Consider the following 25,764-nt stretch of genomic DNA (forward strand, 5'->3'; position numbering starts at 1 on the left):
TTTAATTCCCTAAAAAATAGGCTAAGCATATGCTTGGGCCCTATTTTTTATTACTTACTTATTTTTCAGCCTTTAGTAGACTTTGGATTTTGATGTCGCTTTGGTAGTCAGCATCAGTTGCTTTTTCATAACCTTCGTGTGAATAGATTTTAATTATTTTCTTACCTTCATCAGTTTTTGCAAGGTTGATTAGGGCATTTTGAAGGGCTTCTTTAACTTTATCAGTCATCTTGTCTGATTTTTTAGAAACAATAATTGCATCATTGTAGATAGGTGCTGTTACACCGATAACATTTGTTTCAGTCCAGATATCTGATTTTCCGTATTCTTCTGTCCAAGCTTTAGCAAAGTCACGTCTTGCATCAGCATAGATTGGTAGAACATCGATTTGACCAGATGCTAGGCGGGCAAGTCCTGATCCGTATGAATCATTTTGAACTTTTGAAGTCAAATCGCTGATGCTGTGTTTAACATTGTCATTTAACCATAGTGATGGGTAGATGTATCCAGCAGATGAAGTTGTTGATGAAACTCCCCAGTTGGCACTGTTTAAATCATCCCAAGTTAATTTTTCACCACTATTAACTTTTTTAGCAAGCTCTTGTCCTTTTTTAGATGGACCAGCAATGATAAGTGAGCGGTATGACTTAGCCTGTTTATCAGTTGCTTCAGTTGGTTTTCCGTCATTCCAGTCTTTTGCATTATCGCTATCTTTACTTAGACCAGCACGAGTTGCAGTAAGGATTACATCTGTATCGTCCTTATAAAGAGCATAAGTTCCACCTGAAACTCCAAAACCAACGTCCGCAGTTCCTGCACTTAGAGCTTCTCCGACAGCTTCGTAACTTGTTCCAACGGCTATGTCAACGTTTTTTACTTCAACACCTTCCTTAGCAAGTTCTTCTTTAAGAAGACCACTTAAGGGACCAGTAGCTGCAACAATGTCATCAGGATTTTTTGACGGTACAAACATCAATGATAAATCATCAATTTTTGATTCATCTTTTGAACTGTCAGATGACTTTGATCCACAACCAACTAGTAGTGATGCTGCTAGGGCAAAAACGGCACCCGTTGTAAACAATTTTTTAGCTTTCATTTTAAAAAACTTTCTCCTATTTCCTCTTAAAAAAAATTTGCTAGTTAAGTTAATTTAGTATTAAAAATTACATTTGGGCTTGCTTAAATTAAACTTATTATTCGGCTATTACATTTTACTATTATATTAGAATTTATACAACCATCTATTTTCAGAAATATTTCCATACATTCTTACAAAATAATTACATAATTTACATTTTTTTAAAAATATTTTACCTAAATTTTTACAGGCTCAAATGATTATTTTATTCGGCTATTGGCTATTTAAGAAGCCATCCTCCGTCAATTGGAATAATTGACCCGTGCATGTAGGAAGCCTTGCCTGAGGCTAAAAACATGGTTAAATCAGCCACTTCACTGGCCTCTGCCCAGCGACCAACAGGAGTCTCCTCTGCCACCCACTTGGCCATCTTACCATCGCCTTCAAAGTCTCCTACTGTCATTCCAGTCCTTATGGCACCTGGAGCCAGGGCAAAAATTTGGACACAAGACCTTGCATAATCAAGGGCAAGCTGCTTGGTAAAGCCTGCAACAGCGTGCTTACTAGAAGTATAGGCAGCACCACCTCCTCCTGCGACAAGACTTGCAATGCTTGCCATGTTGATGATGATTCCTGATTTTTTAGCAATCATCTTGGGCAGAATAAGCCTCGTTAATTTGACCATGCCAAAAAAGTTAACGGCAAAGGTCTCTTCAAACTCAAGCTCCGTCTGCTCAAGTAGGGGCCTATAGCCATCAAGAATACCTGCTGTATTACAGAGAATATCAGGGGCAGGAAGCTTGTCGACCACTAGCTCAAGCTCAGAACTTGTCACATCGACTTGGTAGAAGCTAAAATCTTCATGGGTTAGGTCAGTTGGATTTTTATCCAATCCGTAAACCTTATAACCATCAGCAAGAAAGGCAGCAGCTTGCGCCCTGCCTATTCCACTTGCCACACCCGTTATGAGTACATTTTTTTGAATCTTTTTAGTCATTAACAAGAACCCAGTCAGTTGCGAGGACGTCACAAGGAGTTGGTGACCACATGGAATAGCCTTCACCCTCGCCACTTACATTGATGAGAAAATACGGGGTAACTGTAAGTTTCTCCCCAGTTTCCAAAGTGATACTGTCATAGAGCTTGACAAAATTTTCAGCCCCACCCCAATTCTTGCGGACATATTTTTTACCAGCCTTTAAGCCTGGTAAAATCTCTTCAAAAGTCATGACTTCTCCTAACCTATAATTGATCCATTAGTAACGTCTGGAGCTTCAAGAAGGCGAAGGCTACCATCAGCGTCCTCAGCTGAAAGAATCATCCCTTGAGATACATGCCCCATCATCTTACGTGGTTTAAGATTAGCTACGATTTGTAGCTTCTTACCAACTAATTCTTCTGGATTGGGATAGTATTTGGCAATTCCTGAAAGGATTTGACGATGTCCCTCGTCACCTGCATCCAGGCGGAATTTAAGGAGTTTGTCAGAACCTTCAACAGCTTCGACTGCAATAACTTCAGCTGTCTTGATTTCTACGGCATCAAAGTCTTCAAACTTAATTTTCTTCTCTTTGGCTGAAACAAGTTTTGTGTCCTCAGGCACGAAAACTTCTTCTTCAGTTTTTGCTGGCAGACCTGCACGCATTTGCTCCTTGATATACTCAACCTCTTCAGCCGCATCAAGACGTGGGAAGATTGGTGTTCCCTTGGCTACAACAGTAGTGTTGGCAGGAATTTTACCAAATTCTAGGTTTTCATAAGTCTCTTCAAAGTCAAGTCCAAGTTGCTCGTAGATTTTAAGTGGAGCCTGTGTCAGGATTGGTTGAAGGAGAAGGGCTGCTAGACGGAGGCTTTCAGCCAGGTGAACCATTACTGAATCAAGTTGGTCTTTTTTCGATTCATCTTTGGCAAGAATCCAAGGGGCAGTTTCATCGATGTACTTGTTGGCACGGCTAATAAGAACCCAAACAGCATCAAGGGCTTGAGAGAACTCGTTTTTGTCCATGGCTGCATGGTAGTCGGCAACGGCTTGGGTTGCTACCTCGCGAAGAGATCCGTCAAAGTCAGTAACATCTCCCTTGTATTCAGGAATTACTCCACCGTCATACTTGTTAATCATAGCGATTGTACGGTTAAGGAGGTTTCCAAGGTCATTAGCCAGATCATAGTTGATACGGTCGATGAAGTCTTCTGGTGTGAATTGTCCGTCGTTTTCAAGGGTGATGGCACGGGCCAAATAATAACGTAAGGCGTCTAAACCGTAACGCTCAACAAGCATTTCAGGGTAGACAACATTTCCCTTAGACTTAGACATCTTCCCGTCCTTCATGACTAGCCAGCCGTGGGCTAGGACCATTTTTGGAAGAGGAAGGTCTAGGGCCATAAGCATAATTGGCCAGTAAATAGTATGGAAACGGGCAATTTCTTTAGCAATCATATGGACATCTGCTGGCCAGAATTTCTTGAAGTTTTCGTCGTTTTCAGTACCGTAGCCAAGAACAGTGATGTAGTTTAAGAGGGCATCAATCCACACGTAAACCACGTGTTTAGGATTGCTTGGTACCTTAACTCCCCATGAGTAAGATGTACGGGTAACGGCAAGGTCCTCAAGTCCTGGTTTGATGAAGTTGTTAATCATCTCATTCTTACGGAATTCTGGTGTGATGAAGTTAGGATTTTCCTCATAGTATTCAAGAAGGCGGTCAGCATACTTGCTCATCTTGAAGAAGTAAGACTCTTCCTTAACTAGCTCAACTTCGTTTCCGCTTGGGGCAATCCCTCCGATAACTTTTCCATTCTCATCGCGGAAGACTTCAGCCAGCTGGCTTTCAGTGAAGTACTCTTCGTCTGATACTGAGTACCATCCCTCGTATTCACCCAGGTAGATATCGCCTTGGGCTAGAAGTTGTTCAAAGACTTTCCCTACTACTTCTTCGTGGTCAGCGTCAGTTGTACGGATGAAACGGTCGTTGGTGATTTCAAGGAGCTTCCAAAGATCTTTCATTCCCTGAGCCATTCCGTCCACATATTCCTGAGGCGAAATCCCTTGTTCAAGGGCCTTTTGTTCAATTTTTTGCCCGTGCTCATCTGTCCCTGTCGAATAAAAGACATCAAAGCCCATGAGACGTTTGTAGCGAGCCAAAATGTCGCAAAGTACAGTTGAACAAGCATTCCCAATGTGTAACTTACCTGATGGGTAGTAAATAGGAGTTGTTATGTAGTATGTTTTGTTTGTCATGTTCCCTCCAAAAAAATCATTTTGAATCCATTATAACACAATCCCAGTCTAATTTTTGCTATAATTGTGGGGATATTAAAAATGAATGGATGACAATAAATGAAACTTATATCATGGAATATTGATTCCTTAAATGCAGGCCTTACTGCTACTTCTGATCGCGGAAAAATGACCTTTGGTGTCCTGGAAGAAATCGCTGGTATGAAGCCTGATGTTTTAGGACTTCAAGAAACCAAACTAAAGGATACTGGCCCTACCAAGCAACACCTTAAAATTTTAAACGACCTTTTCCCAGACTATGAAATTGTCTGGTCATCTAGCCAGGAACCTGCCCGCAAGGGATACTCTGGTACCATGTTCCTTTATAAAAAAGAGCTTCAACCAAAGGCTCATTTTCCAAGAATTGGTGCTCCTTCAACCATGGATGATGAAGGGCGAATTATCACCCTTGAGTTTGATAACTTCTATCTAACAGAGGTCTACACGCCCAATGCTGGAACTGACCTTAAGCGTCTACCTGAACGCGAAATTTGGGATGACCACTACAGGGCCTACCTTCAGGGACTGGACAAGGATAAACCAGTCCTAGCCTGTGGGGACTTTAATGTGGCCCATGAGGAGATTGACCTTAAAAATCCTGCCAGCAATAGAAAATCTGCCGGCTTCACAATTGAAGAAAGGACTAAATTTACCAGTCTTTTAGCTGCTGGTTTCACCGATACCTTCAGATACCTCCACGGAAATATTCCGGACCAATACACCTGGTGGGCTCAAAGGAGCAAGACCAGCAAAATTAATAATTCTGGTTGGAGAATCGACTACTGGCTTGTCAGCAGCCGTCTGGCTGATAAGGTCGAAGAATCTGCCATGATTAATAGTGGTGACAGGCAGGATCACACTCCAGTAATCCTTGAAATTAATCTTTAATAAAGACCTTAATAAAAGAAAAAAAGCTAGGACATGTCCTAGCTTTTTTTTATAATTCATAGGCCTTGCGGTAGCCAATTTGTTTGACCTTATCTCCCTCAAGAAGGATTGGCCTTTTAATAAGCATCCCGTCACTGGCAAGAAGTTTACTAGCTTCCTCAATAGACATGGCGTCTACCTTGTCTTTAAGCCCAAGTTCCCGGTACTTCATTCCGCTGGTATTGAAAAACTTTTTCTTATCAAGACCACTATTATTAATCCAAGTTTCAATGGTCTCACTAGTTGGTGGATTTTCCTTAAGGTCTATCTTCTGATAGTCAACACCTAAATCCTTAAGGTCTTTTTCGGCCTTTTTGCAGGTCGAACACTTGCTGTAGCAGTAAAATGTATACATGTCTTCTCCTATCAGCCAGCCTATCAAGCCATCTACTATGACCTGTATTCTAGCCAGGTTTTCTTTAAAAATTCTAAGTTTAAGTCGCTTGTACTTGCGACAATAGGAATATCATACCCTAAATTTTTAGAATTTCCAACACCCAAAGGAAGAGCACCTGATTTTTTGATGGCTTCAATTCCTGCCTTAGCATCTTCAATACCAATGGCCTGACTTGCTTTGATTCCAAGATCTCTTGCTGCCGCAAGGAAAATGTCAGGGGCAGGCTTTCCACAAGCAATTTTATTCGGGTCTGCAATGGCATCAAAATAAGAAAGAAGATTCATTTTTTCAAGTAAGAGGGGGCCGTTCTTGCTGGCAGAAGCTAAAGCAATCTTAAAATTATCTTTCTTTAAATCCTTTAAAAGGGAGAGAATACCAGGATAGACATCTTTTGGACTAATTTCTTCAATCAGGCCGACATATATATCATTCTTCTTTCGAGTAAGCTTTTTAAATTCCTCAGGAGAAAGGGAATTTTCAAGGCCAGCTTTTTTTAAGATAAGCCTTAGGGAGTCTTCCCTTGAAATGCCCTTTAATTCTTCATTAAAGTCCTCACTTATCTCAATCCCAAGACCTGAAGCAAGCTCCTTCCAGGCCAGGTAATGGTAATGGGCTGTGTCAGTGATGACTCCGTCTAAATCAAATAAAACACCTTCAAACATAATTTTAACCCTCTTTATTAACCCTCTTTATTCAAATTTTCTCTTAGCTCAGTCTTATAATAATCCTCAAGGAAAATCTTCTGGCCATATAATTCAAGCTCCAGAGCTTCACCACTTAAGAGGCTAAGACTTAGATTTTTTTCCACATCAACCTTCAAAAGACGTCCTCTGTAGTTGATATGGAAGGTGTAGCCCTCCCAACCAGCTGGCAAGAAAGGAGCAAAGGATAATTTTCCCTCCCAGGTCTTCATTTGGGCAAAACCTTGTACAATGGCCAACCAAGAACCGGTCATAGAGGTTATATGAAGGCCATCTTCTGTATCATTATTAAAATTATCAAGGTCAAGTCTTGCTGTCCGCTCGTACATTTGAAGGGCTTTTTCTTCCATGCCAAGCTCAGCTGCTAGAATGCTGTGGATGGACGGACTCAAGGAGCTCTCGTGGACTGTCATGGGCTCATAAAAATTAAAATTCCTTCTCTTCTCCTCCAGGCTATATTTATTACCAAAGAAGTAAATTCCCTGCAATACATCGGCTTGCTTGATAAAGGGACTCCTTAATATCTTGTCCCAAGACCAGTTTTGATTAAGGGGTAAATCAGCTGGATCTAGGGCTGATACGGGACGCAGGTCCTTGTCTAAAAAAGTATCATGCTGCACAAAAATACCTAAATCTTCATCAAAGGGTAGATACATTTTTTCAATTATATCCTGCCACCTTTCAAGCTCAGAAGGAGTTACCTCAAGCTCTGGCCTTGGATATTTACTAAGAGCTTCCATGGTATAGCTTAATACCCAACGGGCCAGGGTATTGGTATACCAGTTGTTATTGATATTATTTTCATATTCATTGGGTCCTGTTACCCCGTGAATCATATATTTTTCCTGTCTTTTAGAATAATGAACCCTATCAGCCCAAAAGCGGGATATTTCAACCAAAACCTCAAGACCTTCATGGGCCAGATAGCTTTCATCACCCGTATAATTGCTGTAATTATAGATGGCATAGGCAATGGCTCCATTCCGGTGAATTTCTTCAAAGGTTATCTCCCACTCATTGTGGCACTCGACCCCATTAAAGGTAACCATGGGATAAAGGGCTCCATTAAGCCCCTGCATGCGGGCATTGTGCCTAGCTTCCTCAAGCTGCCTCCTGCGATATTTTAAAAGATTAAGACTCACCTTCTCATCTGCTAGTGAAAGGTAGAGGGGAATGGCATAGGCCTCGGTATCCCAGTAGGTCGCACCCCCATATTTTTCACCGGTAAAGCCCTTGGGACCAATGTTTAACCTATCATCTTCCCCGTAGTAGGTAGAAAAAAGCTGAAAAAGATTAAAACGAATACCTTGTTGGGCCCTGTCATCACTTGCTCTAATACACACATCCGCATGCTGCCAACGCTCACCCCAAGCCTTGACTTGATCATCATAGTGGTCTTCGTAGCTGATTTGATTGACCCTTTGGCTAATTTCTCTATTGGCTGATAGATTATCATTAAAGTCCTTATAATCCCTACTGGTTGTCACAACAACCCTTTTTTCAAAATTAAGGCTTTCTGTCGGAATAATTGTCCGAGCAAAATAATCAACCACTTCTTTGTCCTTGCTTGCTTGCTTGACCAAAGGAAAGTCCCCCTGATAGTTTTGACTGGCAATCACAGTAAACTGCTCAATACCAAAGGGATTACTCTTAGTCTCCGTTGCCAACCAAGAGCTTAATTCCTCACTTCCAAGACCAAGAATCTGCCAAAAACCTTCTTCATAGTTTGAATCCTCATTTGTAACATCACCATCAATTGAGCTTTCAAGCCTTATGTCATGCCTTCTAGCATCAACCACCTCAAAATTAAGGGCAAAACTTGCAAATTCCTTGGTTTTCAGAGAAAAGAAGCGTTCCGCACTAACCCTAACTCCTGAAAAAACATAAGTATAGGTCAAAATTCCCTTCTTTAGGTCAAGATTCAAGTAAAAATCTGCCACTTGGTCCTCATAAAGGTCAAGCTCATGGCCATCAATAAGAATATTTATTTTTCCAAAATTTAAGGCATTGATGGCCTTACCAAAGTACTCGGGATAGCCATTTTTCCACCAACCAACCCGGGTCTTATCCGGAAACCAAACTCCTCCAATATAAGTACCCTGGTGCATGTCGCCTGAATACTTTTCTGAGAAATTCCCCCTCATACCCATGTAACCGTTACCAATTGAGGTCAAACTTTCCTGTAGTCTCCTTTGATTTTTCTCAATCCTCTTTGAGCTTACATCCCAGGGACCAACCTCCATTATTGCCTTCTTCTCTTCCATAAAAGCCTCCTTCAATCTTGTCATAAGCCTATCCTATCAATTAGCACATTAAGTTGTCAAAAAATATCTAACTAAATAAAAAAAGATGACCTGGGTCATCTTTCATATAGGCGGTAGTCAAAGGCTTCAAGCTCCATATCCTTAGCCAAAGCCTTGGAATTTTTTTGGTCAAGTAAGAGCTCCTTGAAGCCCTCAATATCAGCCAGGCTAGTAGTTTTACGGCTGTCAGATAAATTGACAAGAACTAAAATTTCCCTGCCCTCAAAGCTTCTTTTATAAGAAAAAACAAAGGGATTTTCCCTATCATAAAATTCAATCTGACCATCTGAAATCTCCCTGCGATCATGCCTAAGGGCAATCAATCTCTTATAGAGATTTAAAAGGGAGCTTGGGTCAGCTTCATTTTCAGCCACATTAATTTTTTTATAATTTGGATTTACAGGAAACCACGGTGTTACCGAAGTGAAACCAGCCTCCATTTGGCCTGTCCACTGCATGGGTGTCCTTGAGTTATCTCTGCTAACTAGGGCAACACGAGTCAGGGCATCCTTGGGACTTAAGCCTTCTTTTAGTAAAAGGTCATAATAATTGTGCGATTCGGGTACCTCAAACTGGCTAATGTCCTTAAAAGGGAAGTTGGTCATCCCAATTTCTTGCCCCTGGTAGATAAAGGGCGTTCCCCTTAAAAGCATGTAGTGAACAGCCAAGGCCTTGGCTGACTTTATACTTCCATCACCAAAGACATCAATGGACCTTGGATTATCATGATTTTCGATATAAAGGGCATTCCAGCCTTCCTCTGACAGGTCCTCCTGCCAGCGAATGATGGTCTCCTTATAGACTTTAAGGTCTATTTTGTTATTGGAATTATTTTCTTCCTTGGCATTATGTTCCAGCTCAAAAATCATATCAATGTAGCCCTTTGAACCCGTCCAAATCCTTGCGTTTTTACTGGTCACCCCACTTGCCTCACCAACAGTAAGGGCTCCGTAGTCATCAAAGATTTCCTTAATCTTAAGCATGTACTCTTCAATCCCACGCACATTCATAAAGGGTTCCCAGGGGTCATTCCCGTGAGGGCCTTTTATCTCAAAGCCCCAATCCTCTTTTTGAATGTGACTTATGGCATCAAGCCTAAAGCCATCAATCCCAAGCTCCAGCCACCAGCGAATCATCTGGTAGATTTCCTCCCTTAATCTAGGATTTTTCCAGTTGAGATCAGGTTGTTCCTTGGCAAAAACATGAAAATAGGCCTGCTTAGTCTGGTCATCATAGGTCCAGGTACTACCACCAAAGAAGGACTTCCAGTCATTTGGCATCTTATCAGGCTCTGCATCCTCCCAGTGGTAATAGTCCCTGTAAGGATTGTCCTTTGACTTTTTACTTTCAAGAAACCAAGGATGCTGGTCAGAGGTATGATTAATGACAAGATCCATAATTAGCTTGATTCCAAACGCGTGGGCTTCTTTTATCAGCTTCTTTAAATCATCCAAGGTCCCAAACATCTGGTCAACCTGGTAAAAATCAGATATATCATAGCCCCCATCTACCTGCGGGCTCTTATAAAGGGGATTAAGCCAGATAAAATCAACACCCAAATCACTCAGATAGGGAAGTTTTTCGATAATTCCTAAAATATCCCCCATCCCGTCTGCATTGCTATCCTTGAAGGATTTTGGATAAATCTGATAGCCGACCATGGGTCTAAAGTCATCCTTTGTTTTGTTCATGATAATCCCTCTCTTTTTTCTCCCAGAATTCCTGGTCCTCCTCAGTCAACTCTCTAAGAACCCTAGCAGGATTTCCTACAGCAATCACATTATCTGGGATATCTCTTGTTACAACAGAACCTGATCCGATGATGGTATTTTTACCAATTTTTACACCAGGATTTACGGTAACGTTTGCCCCAAGCCAAGAACCATCACCAACTTCTATTGAATGAGCCAGTTCAAGGTGGCGGTTGCGAACACCTGCATCAAGGGGATGGGTTGCTGTAATCAGGCTGACCCTTGGGCCAAACATCACATTTTTTCCAATCTTAATCGGTGCAACATCAAGAAAAACACAGTCCAGATTGGCATAAAAACCTTCTCCGATGTGGATATTAAAACCATAGTCCACATAAAGGGGAGGATTGACATAAAGTTTTTCCCCAGTTGATCCAAAAAGCTCCTTTTCTAGGCGGATAATCTCCTCAGTATCAAGGATAGAAGTTTGATTTATCTGCTGGGCTAGAGCACGCCCTGGTGCAGACGAATACTCAGGCTCCAAGTTCCTTCCATGGTAAAGCTGGCCCGTGATCATCTTTTCATATTCCGTTTTCATCTTATCTCCTTAAAAGTCATCATATAGTTATTCTAAATTTCCTCTAATGGTATCATGTAAACGCTTGCCGTTCAAGTAAAATATTAGGTGCAAATTGGAGGAATTTAGATATTTTTGAAATATGTAACAACCCTAACACCTCAATATAAGTTATTCAAAAAACACTCACTTTCTTTGCCCAAGATAACTTTATAGCCTTCTTGCAGGTTAATAATTACTACAAAAAAGCATACATATATGGTTCATTTATAATTTTTCTTACTTTTTTTAGTACTTTTTTGGTACTATCATGGTATAATATTCTAGTCCGAAAATAAAAATAGGGGAGTTAAAATGAATTATTATCAAGCTAGAATATCGATTGAAACAGCAAGACTTTTAGAAAAAATGAGAATTGACTATGAAAAGAAAATCGGAGGAAATGTCACCAAGGGAGATTGCCTTATCAGGGCATTTGAAGATGCACGCTGGACTGATAACTACGACTATGATTTCATTTGGAAGAAGATTCATAGCACCCAAATGCCTGTAATCCCAAAAGCTGAATACGAGGTAAGTCCCAGTGCCCAAATGCTAAAAATTCAGATTACAGATGATGTAAAAGATGGAATCCAAAAATTAAAGGAACACCTTCCATCAATCATTGGAACACGTTCAGTTACTGTTGGTGTTTGTATTCGCGAGATTTTAAAGGCCGCTTACATAAAAGAAAATAACTTTTATATTGATGATGAAAATAAGACCGCACAAGCTTCCACAATTAATCTTCCTGACACTATCCTCTCTTCAAGTAATTTAAATACTGATACAAAGGATACAATGATAGCCCTACTAGAAGATAGTCAAAAGCAAATGAATGCCTTATTTGATAATCTAAAAAACGAACTTTCAAAACTTCAATAAATCGAGAAAAATATTCTCGGTTTTTTTATTACAAAATTAACTTAAAATTTTCTTACATTTATTCTTGAATATAAGAATTAATCGTGCTATACTATTTTTGTACTAATGATTGTACTAATAATCAAAAGAAAACGAAAGAGGTTCCCAAATGAAAAAATATTTATTATTAGATGTCGATGATACTATTGCACCCCTTATGTACATGGGATCTGATGCTATCGAAATAGAAACTTGGGGGCGTGGACATTTGGCCATCCCAAGGTACCTGGTTGATTGGCTAAAGGCTTTCTCAAAAAAAGAAAATAACAGTATCTGGTGGTGCACCGATAGAACCAGTGAAACCACCCAAATCGAGAGACAAGTCAATCTCAAAATAGATGGGAAATTAAATTTTACGGGAGCCCCTAAGGGTACCTGGAAAAAATTCCCAACAATCCTTAAATTTGCACTAGACCATCCTGAAAGCCTGGTAATCTGTGCTGATAATGATGCTTATCGTGAATATTCTAGGACAGATTTACCTAGTAATTTACACTTTATTGTTCCCTCTGGAAAAATTGGAGCTCTATCAAAAGAAGACCTAGAGGTCATAGATAACATCAGGGAATAATACATATGAAAACATTACTAGTGGGTGATATGCACCTAAAAATGACCCTCATACTTCCGCTTGTAGAAGATAAAGTTAAGGAATTAGACTGTCAGCAAGTCATATTATTAGGGGATTACATGGACGAGAGGGGTCAGCAAGACAACTCTCGCCTTTACGCCCAAGAGCTTCAATACCTTCTAAATTGGAAACATAAAATGGTTACTAAGGGAATAAAAGTTATTTCTCTTATTGGAAATCATGATGCACCTTATCTAATTGAAATGCCCGCTTCCTATTCTTGTTCTAATATCGATTTATTTTGGGCAATAAACGAAAGTCTTTTAGAATTAGGTGTGCAAATTGCCTATAAACTTGATGACTTTATCGTTAGTCATGCTGGATATGCTCTAGGTTATGAACCTCAAGATTGGCACTTTAAGGAATTTAAAAATGAAAATATCAATGACCTTACTAATCTCGCAGGTCAGGTTGGAAAACTAAGAGGGGGACAAAAAAATTTAGGTTCCCCAATCTGGGCTGACTTTTTAGAACTATCCCTTTTTCCAAACCCCGATTATTTAAAACAAATCGTAGGCCATACACCACAAGAACAAATTTCGCATAGATTACCCATAATAAATATTGACACATTCTCTCTTAGCTCGAGTAAGGAATTCCTAGGAAATGGGGACCTCCTCCTTTATAATTCTAGTAAGAAAGAATTGGCAGTTGTTCCAACAGATTGGAAGAGCTCTTTAGACAAAATCAGTAATCACTTTTATAAAAATAACAAATAAATTGGGAGAAAAAAATGACTAATTATTATAACTACTTAAACTTAACTAAGGGTAAAAATTCTCAAACATTCCCGCAGGGCTTTAATATGGATAAAGGATCATATTTTGATCCTGATAGTGCAAGTAAGGAACTATATGAAGATCTAGCTGATGCTATTTTTAAGAATAATGGAATTTTACCTAGTGGAAATTTAATTGAAATTGATAGAGTAGGCAAGGCAAAAAAAGCTGATTATTATGAAATTCAAGCGACCATATTTTCTCCAACCAAAGAAAAACTTTATACCGTCTATTTAGGCTCAGATTATATCGGCCCTTCTAGGTTTTGGGCCAATCCAAAAATATTTGGAAACCAAAGTTCCAAATTACAATCTCCAAATTTAAGTGACCTTGAAATTATAGATTTTCTTAAAACCACAAGGACCTTAGGGGGACATATGCTCTTCCCACGCTCAATTGAGCTTCCTGATAGAGGCTGGATAAGTGATATTACCTTAAATTATAGTAGGGGAGGAGATAGAAAAGTAGGAAAAAGAAGTGGATTATTTGATCGATTTGATTTGACCCTCCTAGATCTTAAAAATTGGTATTCTGATTCTGGACAAAGAGTACACCTCTTTAACACCTTCTACTTATATCAACTTTGGTTTAATGAATTTGTTGACTTCAAACATTTTGCAAAGTTTTTTGCCCTAGAAGACTTCCTATCCGAGGACTTAGAAAGTATAAAAGATATAACAAGTTTCAACGGATCAGAATTTGAATACTTTTCACCCACTGCTCAGGTTGATCAATCCAATAGAACAATCCCAACTTCACGTGATGGTTACCTCCAATACGCCAAGGGATCTTCACACATTATTGAAAAAAGAACCAAAAGATTACTTGATTAATGACCCTAAAAATATCAAAGAAGTCAAGGATAAAAAGGTTACCTGGTTACTAATTAGAGCGACTGAGTAAATCCTTGACTACAAAACAAGGGCCAAAAATGATATAATTAACGGTGTTGAATTAGACGATATTACTTTTTTAGAAGAATCATCTACCTAGTAATAGCAAAGAATAAGAATTGATTTTAAATCATAAACCAAAGGAGAAAAACTATCATGATGAACATGCAAAAGATGATGAAGGAAGCTCAAAAGCTTCAAAAGCAAATGCAAGTATCGCAAGAGGAGCTTGCTAAAACAACATTTACAGGAAGTTCAGCTCAAGAGCTTGTTGTGGTTGAGTTTACTGGTGACAAGGTTCTTAAAAATATCGCAATCAAGGAAGAGTTGGTTGACCCTGAAGATGTAGATACTCTTGAAGCCATGATTGCTGATGCCATCAATAAGGCCCTAACTGAAGTGGACAAGGCTACTGAAAGCAAGATGGGCAAATTCGCAAAAAACCTTCCATTCTAACTAATTAAACTAAGAAAATCGCACCCGCTACATCCCTAGGGGTGCTTTTTTGTACACAAAAAAACTGCCCGTAAGCAGTTTTAATAATTTTAATCCTTAAAAGTCATGATAGTCCTTGTAGACCTCTTGCTTGGAAAGGCCACGTCTTTTAGCCGTTTTTTTAATGGCTTCCTTACTTTTAAGGCCTTCTTCCATGTAGCCTTCAACCTCTTCTTTAATGCTTAAACCTTCAAGATCAGCTTTGACTGCAGGTTGACCTGAAAAACCTTCAACAATTATCAGGCATTCACCCTTGATGGGCTGGTCTTCTAAAGATGCTAGAACCTCAGTAATTGGGCCACGGCGGTACTCTTCATAGATTTTTGTCAGCTCACGAACTAGAGCAATGTCACGGTCCCCGTAAACTTCAAGCATATTTTCTAGGGTATCAGCCACCCTAAAAGGAGACTCATAAAAAATTTGGCTTTCAGGATACTCTTTTTTTTCTTCGAAAAAGGCAAGCTGCCCACTTCTTTTGCGAGCTAGGAAACCATAAAAAATGTGGGGTTGCGGGCTAATACCACTTGCAATCAGGGCTGTAATTCCAGCACTTGCCCCTGGAAGGGCTACAACAGGAATATTTTCAGCAATAGCAGCCCTTACCAAATCATGACCAGGGTCACTAATTGAGGGAAGCCCCGCATCACTAACCTGTGCGATATTAAGACCATCCTTTAATTTTTCAAGGAGGCCTGGAATTTTAGCCGGGGCATTGTGTTCATGAAAACTTTCCTGGTGGGTATCGATATCAAAGAAATTAAGCAATTTCTTAGTATTTCTTGTGTCCTCACTGGCTACTAGATCCACTTCCTTTAAGGTAGCAACAGCCCTAAAGGTCATATCCTGCATGTTTCCGATGGGAGTTGGTACCAGATAAAAGGTACCAAAACCACTTGTATCTTTAAAAGATTTTTGAATTCCCATATTATTACCTATAGATTAACTCGGTACAAAAGGCACAAGCCTCATCCTGACCACGTCTTTGCCCGTAAAAGATTGTACAGATGTGAAAGCCCTCATCGTATATCTTTTCAAGATTTAATTGCGACTTAGAAATCGGTGTCTTTTCCTTGCTGTCAAGCTCTCCCAGGCGGTCCCTTAAGCGGCTATTTTCAACCTTTAAAATGGCATTTTCTTCAAGGGTCGCTTGAAGTTCAGCCTTGATTAGACTGACATCTGCCAGTGTCTTTGATAAAACATGTTCTAGTTCATCAAATTTATCGAATAAATCACCCTTATCCATTTACAACCTCCACCTCTGTTAAGAGATAATCCTTCACAGTAGCAACTGTTTTTGTTTGCATTCTTAATTTTACTGTATTATTTAAAATGTTCATCCCAACGACCTTACCTGAACCATCCTCAGTCCTTAAGACATCCCCGTAGTCAGGGAAATTGGCCTTGGCTTCCCGGTAAAATTCGTCCTCGTAAGACAGGCAACATAAGAGACGACCACAAAGGCCTGAAAGCTTACTTTGATTGAGGGACAGGGCCTGATTTTTAGCCATCTTAATTGAAACGACTGGAAAATCACCTATGAAATTTGAGCAGCAAAGGGGCCGACCACATGGTCCCAGGCCACCAAAACTTTTAGCTGCATCCCTTACACCAATTTGCCTAAGCTCTATTCTCACCCGAAACTCTTCAGCCAGGTCCTTTAAAAGTCGCCTAAAATCAACCCGGTGCTCGGCCACAAAGGAGATAAAAAGCTGCTTGCGGTCAAAGGTGTAGGAAACGCCAACCACCTTCATCCCAAGATTATGGCTGCTGACTAATTTTTTCACCTTTTTGCGAGCCATTAGGGAATCCGCCTTAATCAGCTCAAATTCTGCTTCATCTTGAGGCGAAAGCTTTGATATAATCCGCCCGTCAACGGTAAGATCTAAAGAATCCTGTTCTAGTTTTCTAACGATTCGACCAACCACCTTATTTGACTTTGTCTTAGCAAGAACCAAATCCTTGCAGTCATAGTCCCTATTAGCTGAAAAGAACATATTTGCCTGACCGTAGTCAAATTTTAATTCATATATCATACATTTACCATTTCATCTAATATTATATATTCCAAACAACTTTGAAATTTAACATTGCTTTTCCACATACTAGAAGCCTTAAAAGTCATCTCAAGTAGGCGGCTTGCGGCCCTTTGAGGAAGCAAGTCAGCCAGGTAGATTTGAATGAGATTAAAGGCCATCTCCTCCTGCTTTTTATCCTTAAATTTTTCAAGCAGGTTGGGGATAAATAAGAAGGCATCAACCTTATTTTCCATTAAAAGGTCAGTGAATTTTTTCAAAAGCTTCAGGGCTTCATCAAACCAAGCATCTGATGCTAAGATTTGTGCTTCCTGTGGATTTTTAGCCACCTTGGCAACCAGACCAGCAAGCTTGGGTAAAACACCCCTTTGAATCAGGTACTCCTTTAGATAGGCTTCCTGCCTTGGAAAAACGACAATCTGACTCCTACTTTTTATGGTATCAAGAACTAGATTTTCATTTTCCGTAATCAAAAAGATGTAAACATGACCTTCAGGCTCTTCGATTGACTTTAAAAGAGCATTGGCAGCACTAGGATTCATCTTATCAGCTCCCTTAATAATAATAACCTGGGCATCTGATTCAAAACCAGTCTGGCTAAAAGTCTCCTGAAGTCCCTTGACCTGCTCCTTTTTGATACTTTGACCGTCTGGCTCTACTAGGTGGAGGTCTGCAAAATCGCCCTCCTTGATAAGCCTACAGTTACGACAGCTTCCACAAGGCAAGGCTCCTTTAGGCTCTTCGCAAAAAAGGGCCTGGCTAAGCCAGATGGCCACTTCTAATGAGCCAAATCCGCCAGAAAACAAGTAGGCATGGCTAAGTCTATCCTTTTGTAAAATAAGCTCAAAACGCCTGTAAATTTCTGGTTGAATCTCTCTTATATCCATTTTGATTACCCAAACTACCTCTAATTCCTAAAAATTATCTGGAAAGCGTGTTTTTATAAGTTCTAAAACAGCAGAGCTTACCTCTTCAAAGGATTTTGAGGCGTCAATAGTGACTATCCGTTGAGGATTTTCACTAGCTATCTTCAAGTAACCCTTGCGAACTTTTTCGTGCATCTCTTCCCGCTCTAAATCAAGCCTATTGACCTCACGGTCTCCAGACATGACCCTTTGAAGGCCTGTCCTACTATCCACATCCAAATAGATTGTTAAATCTGGTTTTAAGCCATCTGTAGCAAAATCATTGAGCCAGTCAATGGCCTCAATATCAATGCCCCGGCCATATCCCTGATAGGCAACTGAGCTATCGATAAAGCGGTCAACTAGGACCATATCCCCTTGAGCAAGAGCTGGCTTGACCTTTTCATTCAAATGCTGCCTACGGGCTGCAATGTATAAAAGTAACTCAGTCGGCCCATCTATGGAAGTATTTTGAGGATCAAGTATGATTTCTCTAATATCTTCTGCAACCTTACTACCACCAGGTTCGCGGGTGGTAACTACCTTCCTTTTACCTCTTTTAAGGTCTTCTAATATATGTTGTAATACTGTTGTTTTACCGGCCCCATCAGGACCTTCCAGTGAGATAAATATTCCATTCATGCTTCTAATTCTACCCTAAATTTTATTTTATTTCAATTTTATCAAGAACCCGAGTCTTTCTTAAAGTCCTTTAATAATCCTTCTTTTAATCAGAAATTTCTCCCTTACTTATAAGAACCTTCCTTGGTTTTGTCCCTTCAGCAGGCCCTATAATACCTGCTTCTTCAAGCTCATCCATAATCCTTGTTGCTCGGTTAAATCCCGTTGATAAACGCCTTTGAATCATCGATGCACTAGCCTTTTGAGTTTCAATAACCAAATTTTTCGCTTCATTAAAGAGGGGGTCACCTTGACTAGACGCGGCCTGGCTAGAGGAGTCGCTATCACTGACCTCACCTGGGTCAAACTCCTCCTTGTACTCAACCTCTTCCTGGTCCTTAACAAAGGTCACCACTCGCTCAACATCATCATCACTTAGGAAGGCACCCTGAAGTCTAACCGGATGGTTTTCATCAATGGGCTTAAAGAGCATGTCCCCTCGTCCAAGAAGCTTTTCAGCCCCATTACTATCAAGGATGGTTCTTGAGTCAGTCCCGCTTGAGACGGCAAAGGCTATCCGGCTTGGAACATTGGCCTTAATTAGACCACTGATAACATCAACAGAGGGCCTTTGGGTAGCAAGAATCATATGAATACCTGCGGCACGTGCCTTTTGTCCCAGACGAATAATGGCATCCTCAACTTCTTTGCTGGCAACCATCATAAGGTCAGCAAGTTCATCAACAATAACAACGATTAAAGGCAGGGTCAACTCCTTGGTATCACTTGTTGCATTGAAGGCTTCAACCTTATTGTTATAGCCTTCAATATTTCTAACCCCAAATCTAGAAAATAATTCATACCTATTTTCCATCTCGTCAACAACCTTTTGAAGGGCTCGACTGGCCTTTCTTGGATCAGTTACGACAGGTATCAAAAGATGGGGAATATCATTGTAAACTGACAGTTCAACCATCTTTGGATCAACCATCAAAAATTTTACCTCAGAAGGACGAGCCTTCATCAAGATACTTGTAATAAGCCCATTTACGGCAACGGATTTACCTGAACCAGTTGAACCTGCCACAAGCAGGTGAGGCATCTTGGCCAAATCAAAGGTTCTAATCGAGCCATCAACGGCCTTACCTAGGGGAAGTTCTAAGAGTTTTTCAGGATTAGTCCTTCCATTATCCCACATCTCCCTAAAGCTTACGGTCGCAACTTCCCCATTTGGAACCTCAATTCCAATCAAAGACTTACCAGGGATGGGAGCTTCTATGCGGACATCCTTAGCTGCTAAGGCTAGGGCCAAATCATCTGATAGATTAGCAATTTTATTTACCCTAACTCCTGTTGCAGGTTTTATTTCATACTTGGTAACGCTTGGTCCCACAACAGCAGATTCAACAGAAGCATTAATGCCAAAACTCTTGAAGGTTTCCTCCAAGATTTTAATATTATCCCTGACAATCTTTCTTTCATTGGACTGATTTTTTACAGGAATCCTTGCCAGTAGGTCAATTGATGGTAGCTTGTAAGACATGTTTTTGGGGCTACTTGCCGCAAAATCAAGAGCTTCCTCGTCAGCATCTTTTACTAAAGGCTTATTAATTACTTGGAAGTCATCTGTTATCTCACCTGTTTCAGGATCGAAATTTGGCAGGTCAATCTTTTGGTCATAGTCATAATCTTCACTGATAAAGACCTGATCATCCAAAGTATTTTCCTGCTCATCAGTTGGAATATCCATCTCTTCCAACTTATTTTCCTGGCTATTTTCCTGACTTAATCTTTCAAGCCTTCTAGCTTCCTTGTCTTCAAGTCGCTTCTTCTTTTGAAGTTCTAGCCCTTCTTTTAGCTGCTCAAACTTAGCCTTTAAGCCTTCATAAGTCTTATGGCTGTATTTTCTAGCAATAAGGCCTAGATTTGGCACCAGCAAATAAAGGCTAATGATTTCAAAAATTATGGCAATAAGATTGACCCCAAGCTTTGAAAAAAGCAACTTGGCAGGGTCATACAGGAGGGCTCCAATCATGCCTCCACCGGCAAAATTACTGACCCTCATCTGCCTAAAATCTGTCGCTAAAATATTCCATAAATTTTGGCTGCTAAAGAGGGTATCAAACCTTGACTGGAAAAGTAAAAGGAGGCCTATAAAAGCAAGGGCCAAGGCCCACTTCTTCTTACCATCCAAACTTATAAAAGTTTGCCCCTTTATCCTTGAAAACATGACAAGGATTATCAAAATCAAAAAGATATAGGCCAGTGAACCCACTAAAATCCTAGTCAGATTATAAAGGACAATACCTGCCATTCCCCATCTGAGCATGGTTAAAAAAATCAAAAATAGGCTAATAATAAAAATTACCATCCTCTTGATTGCCTGCTTTCTCGTAAGTTCAGCCTTACTTACCTTTTTAGTTTTTGTTCGTCTTTGACTTGCCATTTTATAACCTACCTACTTTATCTAAAGGACTATTATAACATATTAAAAAGTATTCCCCAAAAGGCCTTATTTGCTAATAAAAAGAATCGACTAATCTTAGATTAATCGATTTTTCCATATATTTTTATTTAGCTGGTTGACTAGCTGCCTTGTTCAGGCTCTTAATGAGGCCACTTGTATAAACTCTTCTTAGGTTTTTACCGTAAACCAGATGGATTCCATCTTCAAGCTCATTAATATAATTTTTAGCATCATCTGGCCAGTCATAAATAGTTACAAAATCATACTTTTCAGGTAGGCTCCTCAAATAGTTTTGCGTATTAATCAAAACATCTGTTGGATTTTTGGCATTGTAGGGAATAATGAAGACCAGGCGACTACCTTCAGGTAGGGCATCAATAATCTTGTTGATGTATTCAGGTTCACTACCGCCCATGGGATTGGTTCCAAGACCAATAACAACGTACTTACCGAGCTTACCTTCCTTAAGGAGGCTCTCAAAGAGCTCCTCTCCTGCCTTGTAATTCCTACTTACCCTGGCATCAACCAGGGCACCAGGTATGTTGTCGCTTAACTCCTGGGCATCTCCAAGCATAACCGAGTCCCCAATGAGGGTCACACCACCCTTGATATCACTACTTGCAATCGCATAGTCAGAATACTTAGCATTCTTTTCAACAATCTCCGTATCTGAAATAAGGCCACTTGCTGGGTTATTAAAGTCACTGGTCTGGTAGATACTTGAAAAAATCGTGTCAAGCTGGATACCAGCCCGTCCAATATCCTTAATTTTATTGGTTGTTTGGACAAGCTCACCTGCATTAACGGAAGCCTCAAGGTCTGATATTGGCTTGGCTGTTACAGCTGTAAAGACATCTCCCACAAGGATGAGGGTCAAGGAAGCTAGGCTCACATACCTAAGGACTGGCTTCTTCCATAGGCTTAAAAACTGCTCAAGCTTCTTACCGTGAATCCAAGCTTCAACAAAGTAGTAAACAAAGGTTGAAATAGCAACCGTCACAAGTAAGCTCACAAGTCCTGCCAGAAGCTCACTTTTAAGGAAATAAGATATTACAATCCATAGGGGCCAGTGCCATAAGTAGACTGAGTAAGAAATATCTGCCAGGTAGCTAAAGAAGGTAAACTTCCGCTCCTTGCCTAAAAGATTTAGAATCCTTGTTGTGATAATCAAAAGTGCCGTTAAAAATGAAGTAAGGATCAATCCACCCCTAAAGGTAAAGGTTGTCGCAAATGTTAAGGTCTTGGCTAGGATTATCAGGCCACCAATAGATGCAAGCATAAGAAGGAAGACTTTCTTCCTATTGAATTTTGCAATGCTCTTCTTTTGGCCTTCAGTCAGATGGATACCGTAGAAAACGGCAGTCAAAGACCCAATAAAGAAGGGATAAAAATGACTAAGCCCCCCGTAGTAAGTTGCACTTGGGTTGGCTGGATCATAAGAAACTTGCAAGCTTATGATACTTACTAAAATACCGATAATCGATACCAGTAGAATCATAAACTTCATTTCATTAAGAATTTTTCCGCCCTTTTTCTTCTTCTTTAAAAGAGATGTTAGGAACCAAAAACCTAGACCAAAGGTCAGGTAAAATAAAAATTCAAGGGATAGGGTCCAGGTATGGACGTAAAAATGAGGGAAAAATTGGCTTTCATAGGAAGAACCTGATTTTATCTCAAAAATATTAGTTACAAATCCCAGGGCAGCCATGGCCTGGTTACCAATATTTGCCCGGTACTCACCAGGAAGCAGAAGACTTAAGGGTAAGGTCGTCACAACCATTAACAATAATGGAGGATAAATCCTTAAAAATCGCCGCTTCAGGTAGCTTACAAGCTGGAAATTATTATCTTCTAAAAGTTCCCTCAGGGCCAAACAAGTTATCAAATATCCCGAGAAGACAAAGAAGATGTCAACCCCTATAAATCCACCCGGTAGAAGATTCTTAAAAAAATGGTAAAAAAGGACCATTACAAGGCCCAAAACCCTGATTAAAGAAAACCAACTTATTTTATTATTTTTCATGCCAACATTCCATTATCTATAATTAAATTAACCCATATTCGTATCCTTTATCGGACACACACCAGTTTATTATAATTTTTATAAAATGGCTTGTCAAATTGAGATTATAAGCCCTAATTAAGGACCTCTTCAAAGTCAAAATCTGTCCAGGGCTTTAGATATTCAAGGAGAAAGAGGTCATCCTTATAAATATGGCCGACAATATTCTTCTCGCCACTATTATCCATGGGAGCTAGGGCAATCTGAGTTTCCCCCTTATATTGACCAAAAAGATCATTACCGATAAGTATATCTCCCCTTTTAATATCACGCCCATTATCATGGGGATAAAAGGCTGAATCCCTAAAGATAATCCTAGTCAGGGTGCTTCTTAGCATGTAGGCACTCCTATCCCCCCTATAGTTATGATCAATCTCAAAAAGGCATTTTCTCTCATTTTCAGTGATTTCAGCACCTGTCACCACCCTCAAGGTTGGCTTAAGCTGATTGAAAACCCTTGAAGCCTCTATAAGCTCCTCCTCACTGGCATAGCAATTGGCAATGATGATATCATCAATCCCTCCTAAAAGCTTCAAGTGCTGAATCTGATTGGCCAGGCTCAAATCCCTATGCATCTCAAGGGTCACTAGACCATCATTATAGGGCCAGGGACCAAACTCAGCCCCTTGAGAATTGATAAAGGCCATAGTATTGATATTATTTTGAGTGAATTTTTCAGTGGTTTGAAGAAAATGATCCAGGCTAAGCCCTGAGTATCTCATGGGATAAAAATTATGGCTTCCCAGTAAATTTTCTGGATTTGGCGAATAACTCATTATATTATCAAGATAGTTGGTCCCTGAACTCATGTTTATCTCAATTTTAAGGCCATAAGGATTTCTAGTCATTCTAGCTTCTTCAATCCCTGTAAAACCAAGGTCAAGCCTTATGCCCCAAGCACCAAGGTCTGCAAAGAAGGACAGGTCATCATAGGAGATACCTAGCCTACCAAATAAATTGGGATTGATATCAACCATGACCTCCATCCCCAGGCTATTTGCATGCTTGATAATGCCCTTAAAATTATCAAGCACCTCCTTTTGATCACCTTCAATCTCTAAAAGAGAGGTGAAAACCCTCTTGAAACCGTAAGAATGAGCCAAATCCAAGTAAGCCTTGTCCTGATCAAATTTAGTCAAATCTGGATAGATGGATATACCTAATTTCCCCATAATATCTCCTTTTTCTTTTTACTTATTTTTCTTTCTCTTTGTTTCAATATAGCAAAAAAATTGGCCTATGCCAATTTTTTACTGGTGCTTAATTTTTTAGAAAAGACCGCTAATATTTCCTTCTGAATCAACATCCATCTTAAGGGCTGCAGGCTTTTTAGGAAGGCCTGGCATGGTCATGATTGCACCCGTTAGAGCTACAATAAATCCTGCTCCAAGTTTTGGAATAAGTTCACGAATGGTAATCTCAAAGTCACTAGGTGCCCCTAATAGATTTGGATTGTCAGAGAATGAATACTGGGTCTTGGCCATACAGATAGGCATTTTATCCCAACCATTTTTCTCAAAATCACGGATTTGATTGAGAGCTTTTTTATCAAAGTTAACTGATTTTGCCCCGTAGATATTTTTAGCAATCCTTTCAATCTTCTCCTTGATGGGAAGGTCTAGGTCGTAAAGATAGCTAAAATCACTTTCACTTTGGCTGGCCTGGGCTACCTTAGTGGCAAGATCAAGACCACCTGCTCCTCCATTAGCCCAAACGCTAGTCAAGCTTGATGGAACTCCCTTTTGATCAAGAAGTTCAGTCAGAGCCTTAATTTCACCTTCTGTATCTGTTACAAATTCATTGATGGCAACGACAACTGGTAGACCGTAAGATGAAATATTATCAATATGTTTATTTAGGTTGGCAAATCCTGCTTTTAGGGCTTCAATATTTTCTTCAGAAAGCTTGTCCTTGGCCACACCCCCGTGCATTTTAAGGGCACGAACAGTAGCTACAATTACGACTGCATCAGGGTTTTTTGGAAGCTCACGACTGGTAATGTCAAGGAATTTTTCCCCGCCAAGGTCTGCTCCAAAACCTGCTTCAGTCACAACATAATCAGCAGCCTTAAGGGCCAAACGAGTTGCAAGAACTGAGTTACAGCCGTGGGCAATATTAGCAAATGGTCCCCCGTGAATTAAGGCTGGTGTTTTCTCAATGGTCTGAACCAGATTAGGTTTAATGGCATCCTTTAGAAGAACTGTGATTGCTCCTTCAATTTGAAGGTCACCGACAAATATCGGTTTCCTGTCATAGGTATAGGCAACAACAATCCTTGAAAGACGTTCTTTCAAATCATCGATACTTGTCGCAAGGCAAAGAACAGCCATAATCTCACTGGCAACTGTAATATCAAAGCCGTCCTCACGAGGCACCCCATTAATTGGACTGCCAAGGCCTGCGATAATATGACGAAGCTCACGGTCATTAAGGTCAACAACACGCTTCCAGATAACCCGTCTAGCATCAATATTTAGCTCATTTCCCTGGTGGATGTGATTGTCTAAAAGGGCCGCAATAGCGTTGTTTGCTGTTGTGATGGCATGAATGTCCCCTGTAAAGTGAAGGTTAATATCTTCCATGGGTAGAACCTGGGCATACCCACCTCCGGCAGCTCCCCCCTTAATTCCCATAACAGGGCCAAGAGACGGCTCACGTAGGGCAATCATGGTTGAATGGCCATTACGGTTCAAGGCATCAGCCAGACCAATGGTAACTGTTGACTTTCCTTCACCAGCAGGAGTCGGACTGATGGCTGTAATCAAAATTAGCTTCCCATCTTCCTTGTCAGACATGCGTTTTAAGGCAGCCAAAGAAACCTTAGCCTTATACTTACCATACTGCTCGATTTCCTCATCTAGGAAACCAGCCCTTTCTGAAATCTCCATAATTGGAGCTAAATCCTGCTCCTGAGCAATCTCAATATCTGTCTTTACCATTACCATCTCCTTAATCTTTTTC

24 protein-coding genes are annotated in these 25,764 nt (G+C 40.2%); 6 read left to right on the forward strand and 18 right to left on the reverse strand.

Features of this window, described 5'->3' with window-relative positions:
* Positions 1 to 58: 58 nt before the first annotated feature.
* From OZX68_05400 to metG, 4 genes are all read right to left on the reverse strand, one after another.
* Positions 59 to 1,099: a PhnD/SsuA/transferrin family substrate-binding protein gene (locus tag OZX68_05400; GenBank protein WEV60360.1), complete on the reverse strand. Its 1,041-nt coding sequence runs from the start codon at positions 1,097 to 1,099 to the stop codon at positions 59 to 61.
* A 262-nt stretch (positions 1,100 to 1,361) separates the two neighbouring features.
* Positions 1,362 to 2,078 (reverse strand): 3-oxoacyl-ACP reductase, encoded by a 717-nt coding sequence (locus OZX68_05405; protein ID WEV60361.1) that lies wholly within the window; start codon positions 2,076 to 2,078, stop codon positions 1,362 to 1,364.
* The gene (locus OZX68_05410) at positions 2,071 to 2,310 is read right to left on the reverse strand and encodes a DUF2829 domain-containing protein (GenBank protein ID WEV60362.1); all 240 of its coding nucleotides are present in this window, start codon (positions 2,308 to 2,310) and stop codon (positions 2,071 to 2,073) included. Before OZX68_05410 ends, OZX68_05405 begins: the two co-directional genes overlap by 8 nt.
* An 8-nt stretch (positions 2,311 to 2,318) precedes the next feature.
* Positions 2,319 to 4,319, reverse strand: a complete 2,001-nt coding sequence (metG, locus tag OZX68_05415; protein ID WEV60363.1) for a methionine--tRNA ligase — start codon at positions 4,317 to 4,319, stop codon at positions 2,319 to 2,321.
* Positions 4,320 to 4,418: 99 nt separating this feature from the next.
* Here metG and OZX68_05420 point away from each other — a divergent pair, with 99 nt between their 5' ends.
* Positions 4,419 to 5,246, forward strand: a complete 828-nt coding sequence (locus OZX68_05420) for an exodeoxyribonuclease III (GenBank protein ID WEV60364.1) — start codon at positions 4,419 to 4,421, stop codon at positions 5,244 to 5,246.
* A 49-nt stretch (positions 5,247 to 5,295) separates the two neighbouring features.
* On the opposite strand, the gene OZX68_05425 is transcribed toward OZX68_05420, so the two are convergent.
* The 5 genes from OZX68_05425 to OZX68_05445 form a co-directional block, all read right to left on the reverse strand.
* Positions 5,296 to 5,640 carry an arsenate reductase family protein gene (locus OZX68_05425; protein WEV60365.1) on the reverse strand — a complete coding sequence of 115 codons (345 nt, stop codon included), beginning with the start codon at positions 5,638 to 5,640 and terminating at the stop codon, positions 5,296 to 5,298.
* Positions 5,641 to 5,675: 35 nt separating this feature from the next.
* Positions 5,676 to 6,344 carry a beta-phosphoglucomutase gene (gene pgmB, locus OZX68_05430; GenBank protein ID WEV60366.1) on the reverse strand — a complete coding sequence of 223 codons (669 nt, stop codon included), beginning with the start codon at positions 6,342 to 6,344 and terminating at the stop codon, positions 5,676 to 5,678.
* A 17-nt stretch (positions 6,345 to 6,361) separates the two neighbouring features.
* Positions 6,362 to 8,647: a glycoside hydrolase family 65 protein gene (locus tag OZX68_05435; protein WEV60367.1), complete on the reverse strand. Its 2,286-nt coding sequence runs from the start codon at positions 8,645 to 8,647 to the stop codon at positions 6,362 to 6,364.
* Between the two features lie 95 nt (positions 8,648 to 8,742).
* Positions 8,743 to 10,377, reverse strand: coding sequence for an alpha-glucosidase (locus OZX68_05440; protein WEV60368.1), 1,635 nt, complete (start codon positions 10,375 to 10,377; stop codon positions 8,743 to 8,745).
* Positions 10,358 to 10,975 carry a sugar O-acetyltransferase gene (locus OZX68_05445; GenBank protein ID WEV60369.1) on the reverse strand — a complete coding sequence of 206 codons (618 nt, stop codon included), beginning with the start codon at positions 10,973 to 10,975 and terminating at the stop codon, positions 10,358 to 10,360. The genes OZX68_05440 and OZX68_05445 overlap by 20 nt, the downstream gene beginning before the upstream one ends.
* A 333-nt stretch (positions 10,976 to 11,308) precedes the next feature.
* Here OZX68_05445 and OZX68_05450 point away from each other — a divergent pair, with 333 nt between their 5' ends.
* From OZX68_05450 to OZX68_05470, 5 genes are all read left to right on the forward strand, one after another.
* Positions 11,309 to 11,878 carry a hypothetical protein gene (locus OZX68_05450; protein ID WEV60370.1) on the forward strand — a complete coding sequence of 190 codons (570 nt, stop codon included), beginning with the start codon at positions 11,309 to 11,311 and terminating at the stop codon, positions 11,876 to 11,878.
* Positions 11,879 to 12,026: 148 nt separating this feature from the next.
* Positions 12,027 to 12,488, forward strand: coding sequence for a hypothetical protein (locus OZX68_05455; GenBank protein WEV60371.1), 462 nt, complete (start codon positions 12,027 to 12,029; stop codon positions 12,486 to 12,488).
* A gap of 5 nt (positions 12,489 to 12,493) precedes the next feature.
* Positions 12,494 to 13,267, forward strand: coding sequence for a metallophosphoesterase (locus OZX68_05460; protein WEV60372.1), 774 nt, complete (start codon positions 12,494 to 12,496; stop codon positions 13,265 to 13,267).
* A gap of 14 nt (positions 13,268 to 13,281) precedes the next feature.
* Positions 13,282 to 14,160 (forward strand): hypothetical protein, encoded by an 879-nt coding sequence (locus tag OZX68_05465; GenBank protein ID WEV60373.1) that lies wholly within the window; start codon positions 13,282 to 13,284, stop codon positions 14,158 to 14,160.
* Positions 14,161 to 14,376: 216 nt separating this feature from the next.
* Complete coding sequence (locus tag OZX68_05470) at positions 14,377 to 14,676, forward strand: YbaB/EbfC family nucleoid-associated protein (protein ID WEV60374.1); 300 nt, start codon at positions 14,377 to 14,379, stop codon at positions 14,674 to 14,676.
* A gap of 96 nt (positions 14,677 to 14,772) precedes the next feature.
* Here the strand turns inward: OZX68_05470 and rsmI are convergent, their stop codons facing one another.
* From rsmI to OZX68_05515, 9 genes are all read right to left on the reverse strand, one after another.
* Positions 14,773 to 15,639, reverse strand: a complete 867-nt coding sequence (gene rsmI, locus OZX68_05475; GenBank protein WEV60375.1) for a 16S rRNA (cytidine(1402)-2'-O)-methyltransferase — start codon at positions 15,637 to 15,639, stop codon at positions 14,773 to 14,775.
* Between the two features lie 4 nt (positions 15,640 to 15,643).
* Positions 15,644 to 15,958, reverse strand: a complete 315-nt coding sequence (locus OZX68_05480) for a DNA replication initiation control protein YabA (GenBank protein ID WEV60376.1) — start codon at positions 15,956 to 15,958, stop codon at positions 15,644 to 15,646.
* Positions 15,951 to 16,748: a regulatory iron-sulfur-containing complex subunit RicT gene (ricT, locus tag OZX68_05485; GenBank protein ID WEV60377.1), complete on the reverse strand. Its 798-nt coding sequence runs from the start codon at positions 16,746 to 16,748 to the stop codon at positions 15,951 to 15,953. Before ricT ends, OZX68_05480 begins: the two co-directional genes overlap by 8 nt.
* A complete protein-coding gene (locus OZX68_05490; protein WEV60378.1) occupies positions 16,745 to 17,635 on the reverse strand; it encodes a DNA polymerase III subunit delta' in 891 nt (296 codons plus the stop codon). Before OZX68_05490 ends, ricT begins: the two co-directional genes overlap by 4 nt.
* A 27-nt stretch (positions 17,636 to 17,662) precedes the next feature.
* Positions 17,663 to 18,295 carry a dTMP kinase gene (tmk, locus tag OZX68_05495; protein ID WEV60379.1) on the reverse strand — a complete coding sequence of 211 codons (633 nt, stop codon included), beginning with the start codon at positions 18,293 to 18,295 and terminating at the stop codon, positions 17,663 to 17,665.
* Positions 18,296 to 18,380: 85 nt separating this feature from the next.
* Positions 18,381 to 20,720, reverse strand: a complete 2,340-nt coding sequence (locus OZX68_05500; protein WEV60380.1) for a DNA translocase FtsK — start codon at positions 20,718 to 20,720, stop codon at positions 18,381 to 18,383.
* Between the two features lie 124 nt (positions 20,721 to 20,844).
* Entirely contained in the window at positions 20,845 to 22,764 is a 1,920-nt protein-coding gene (locus OZX68_05505; GenBank protein ID WEV60381.1) for an acyltransferase family protein, read from the reverse strand.
* Between the two features lie 113 nt (positions 22,765 to 22,877).
* Positions 22,878 to 23,975 carry a MupG family TIM beta-alpha barrel fold protein gene (locus tag OZX68_05510; GenBank protein WEV60382.1) on the reverse strand — a complete coding sequence of 366 codons (1,098 nt, stop codon included), beginning with the start codon at positions 23,973 to 23,975 and terminating at the stop codon, positions 22,878 to 22,880.
* 96 nt (positions 23,976 to 24,071) lie between these two features.
* Entirely contained in the window at positions 24,072 to 25,742 is a 1,671-nt protein-coding gene (locus tag OZX68_05515) for a formate--tetrahydrofolate ligase (protein ID WEV60383.1), read from the reverse strand.
* Positions 25,743 to 25,764 lie beyond the last annotated feature (22 nt).

This window comes from Streptococcaceae bacterium ESL0729 (genome assembly GCA_029391995.1).
Lineage (GTDB): Bacteria > Bacillota > Bacilli > Lactobacillales > Streptococcaceae > Floricoccus.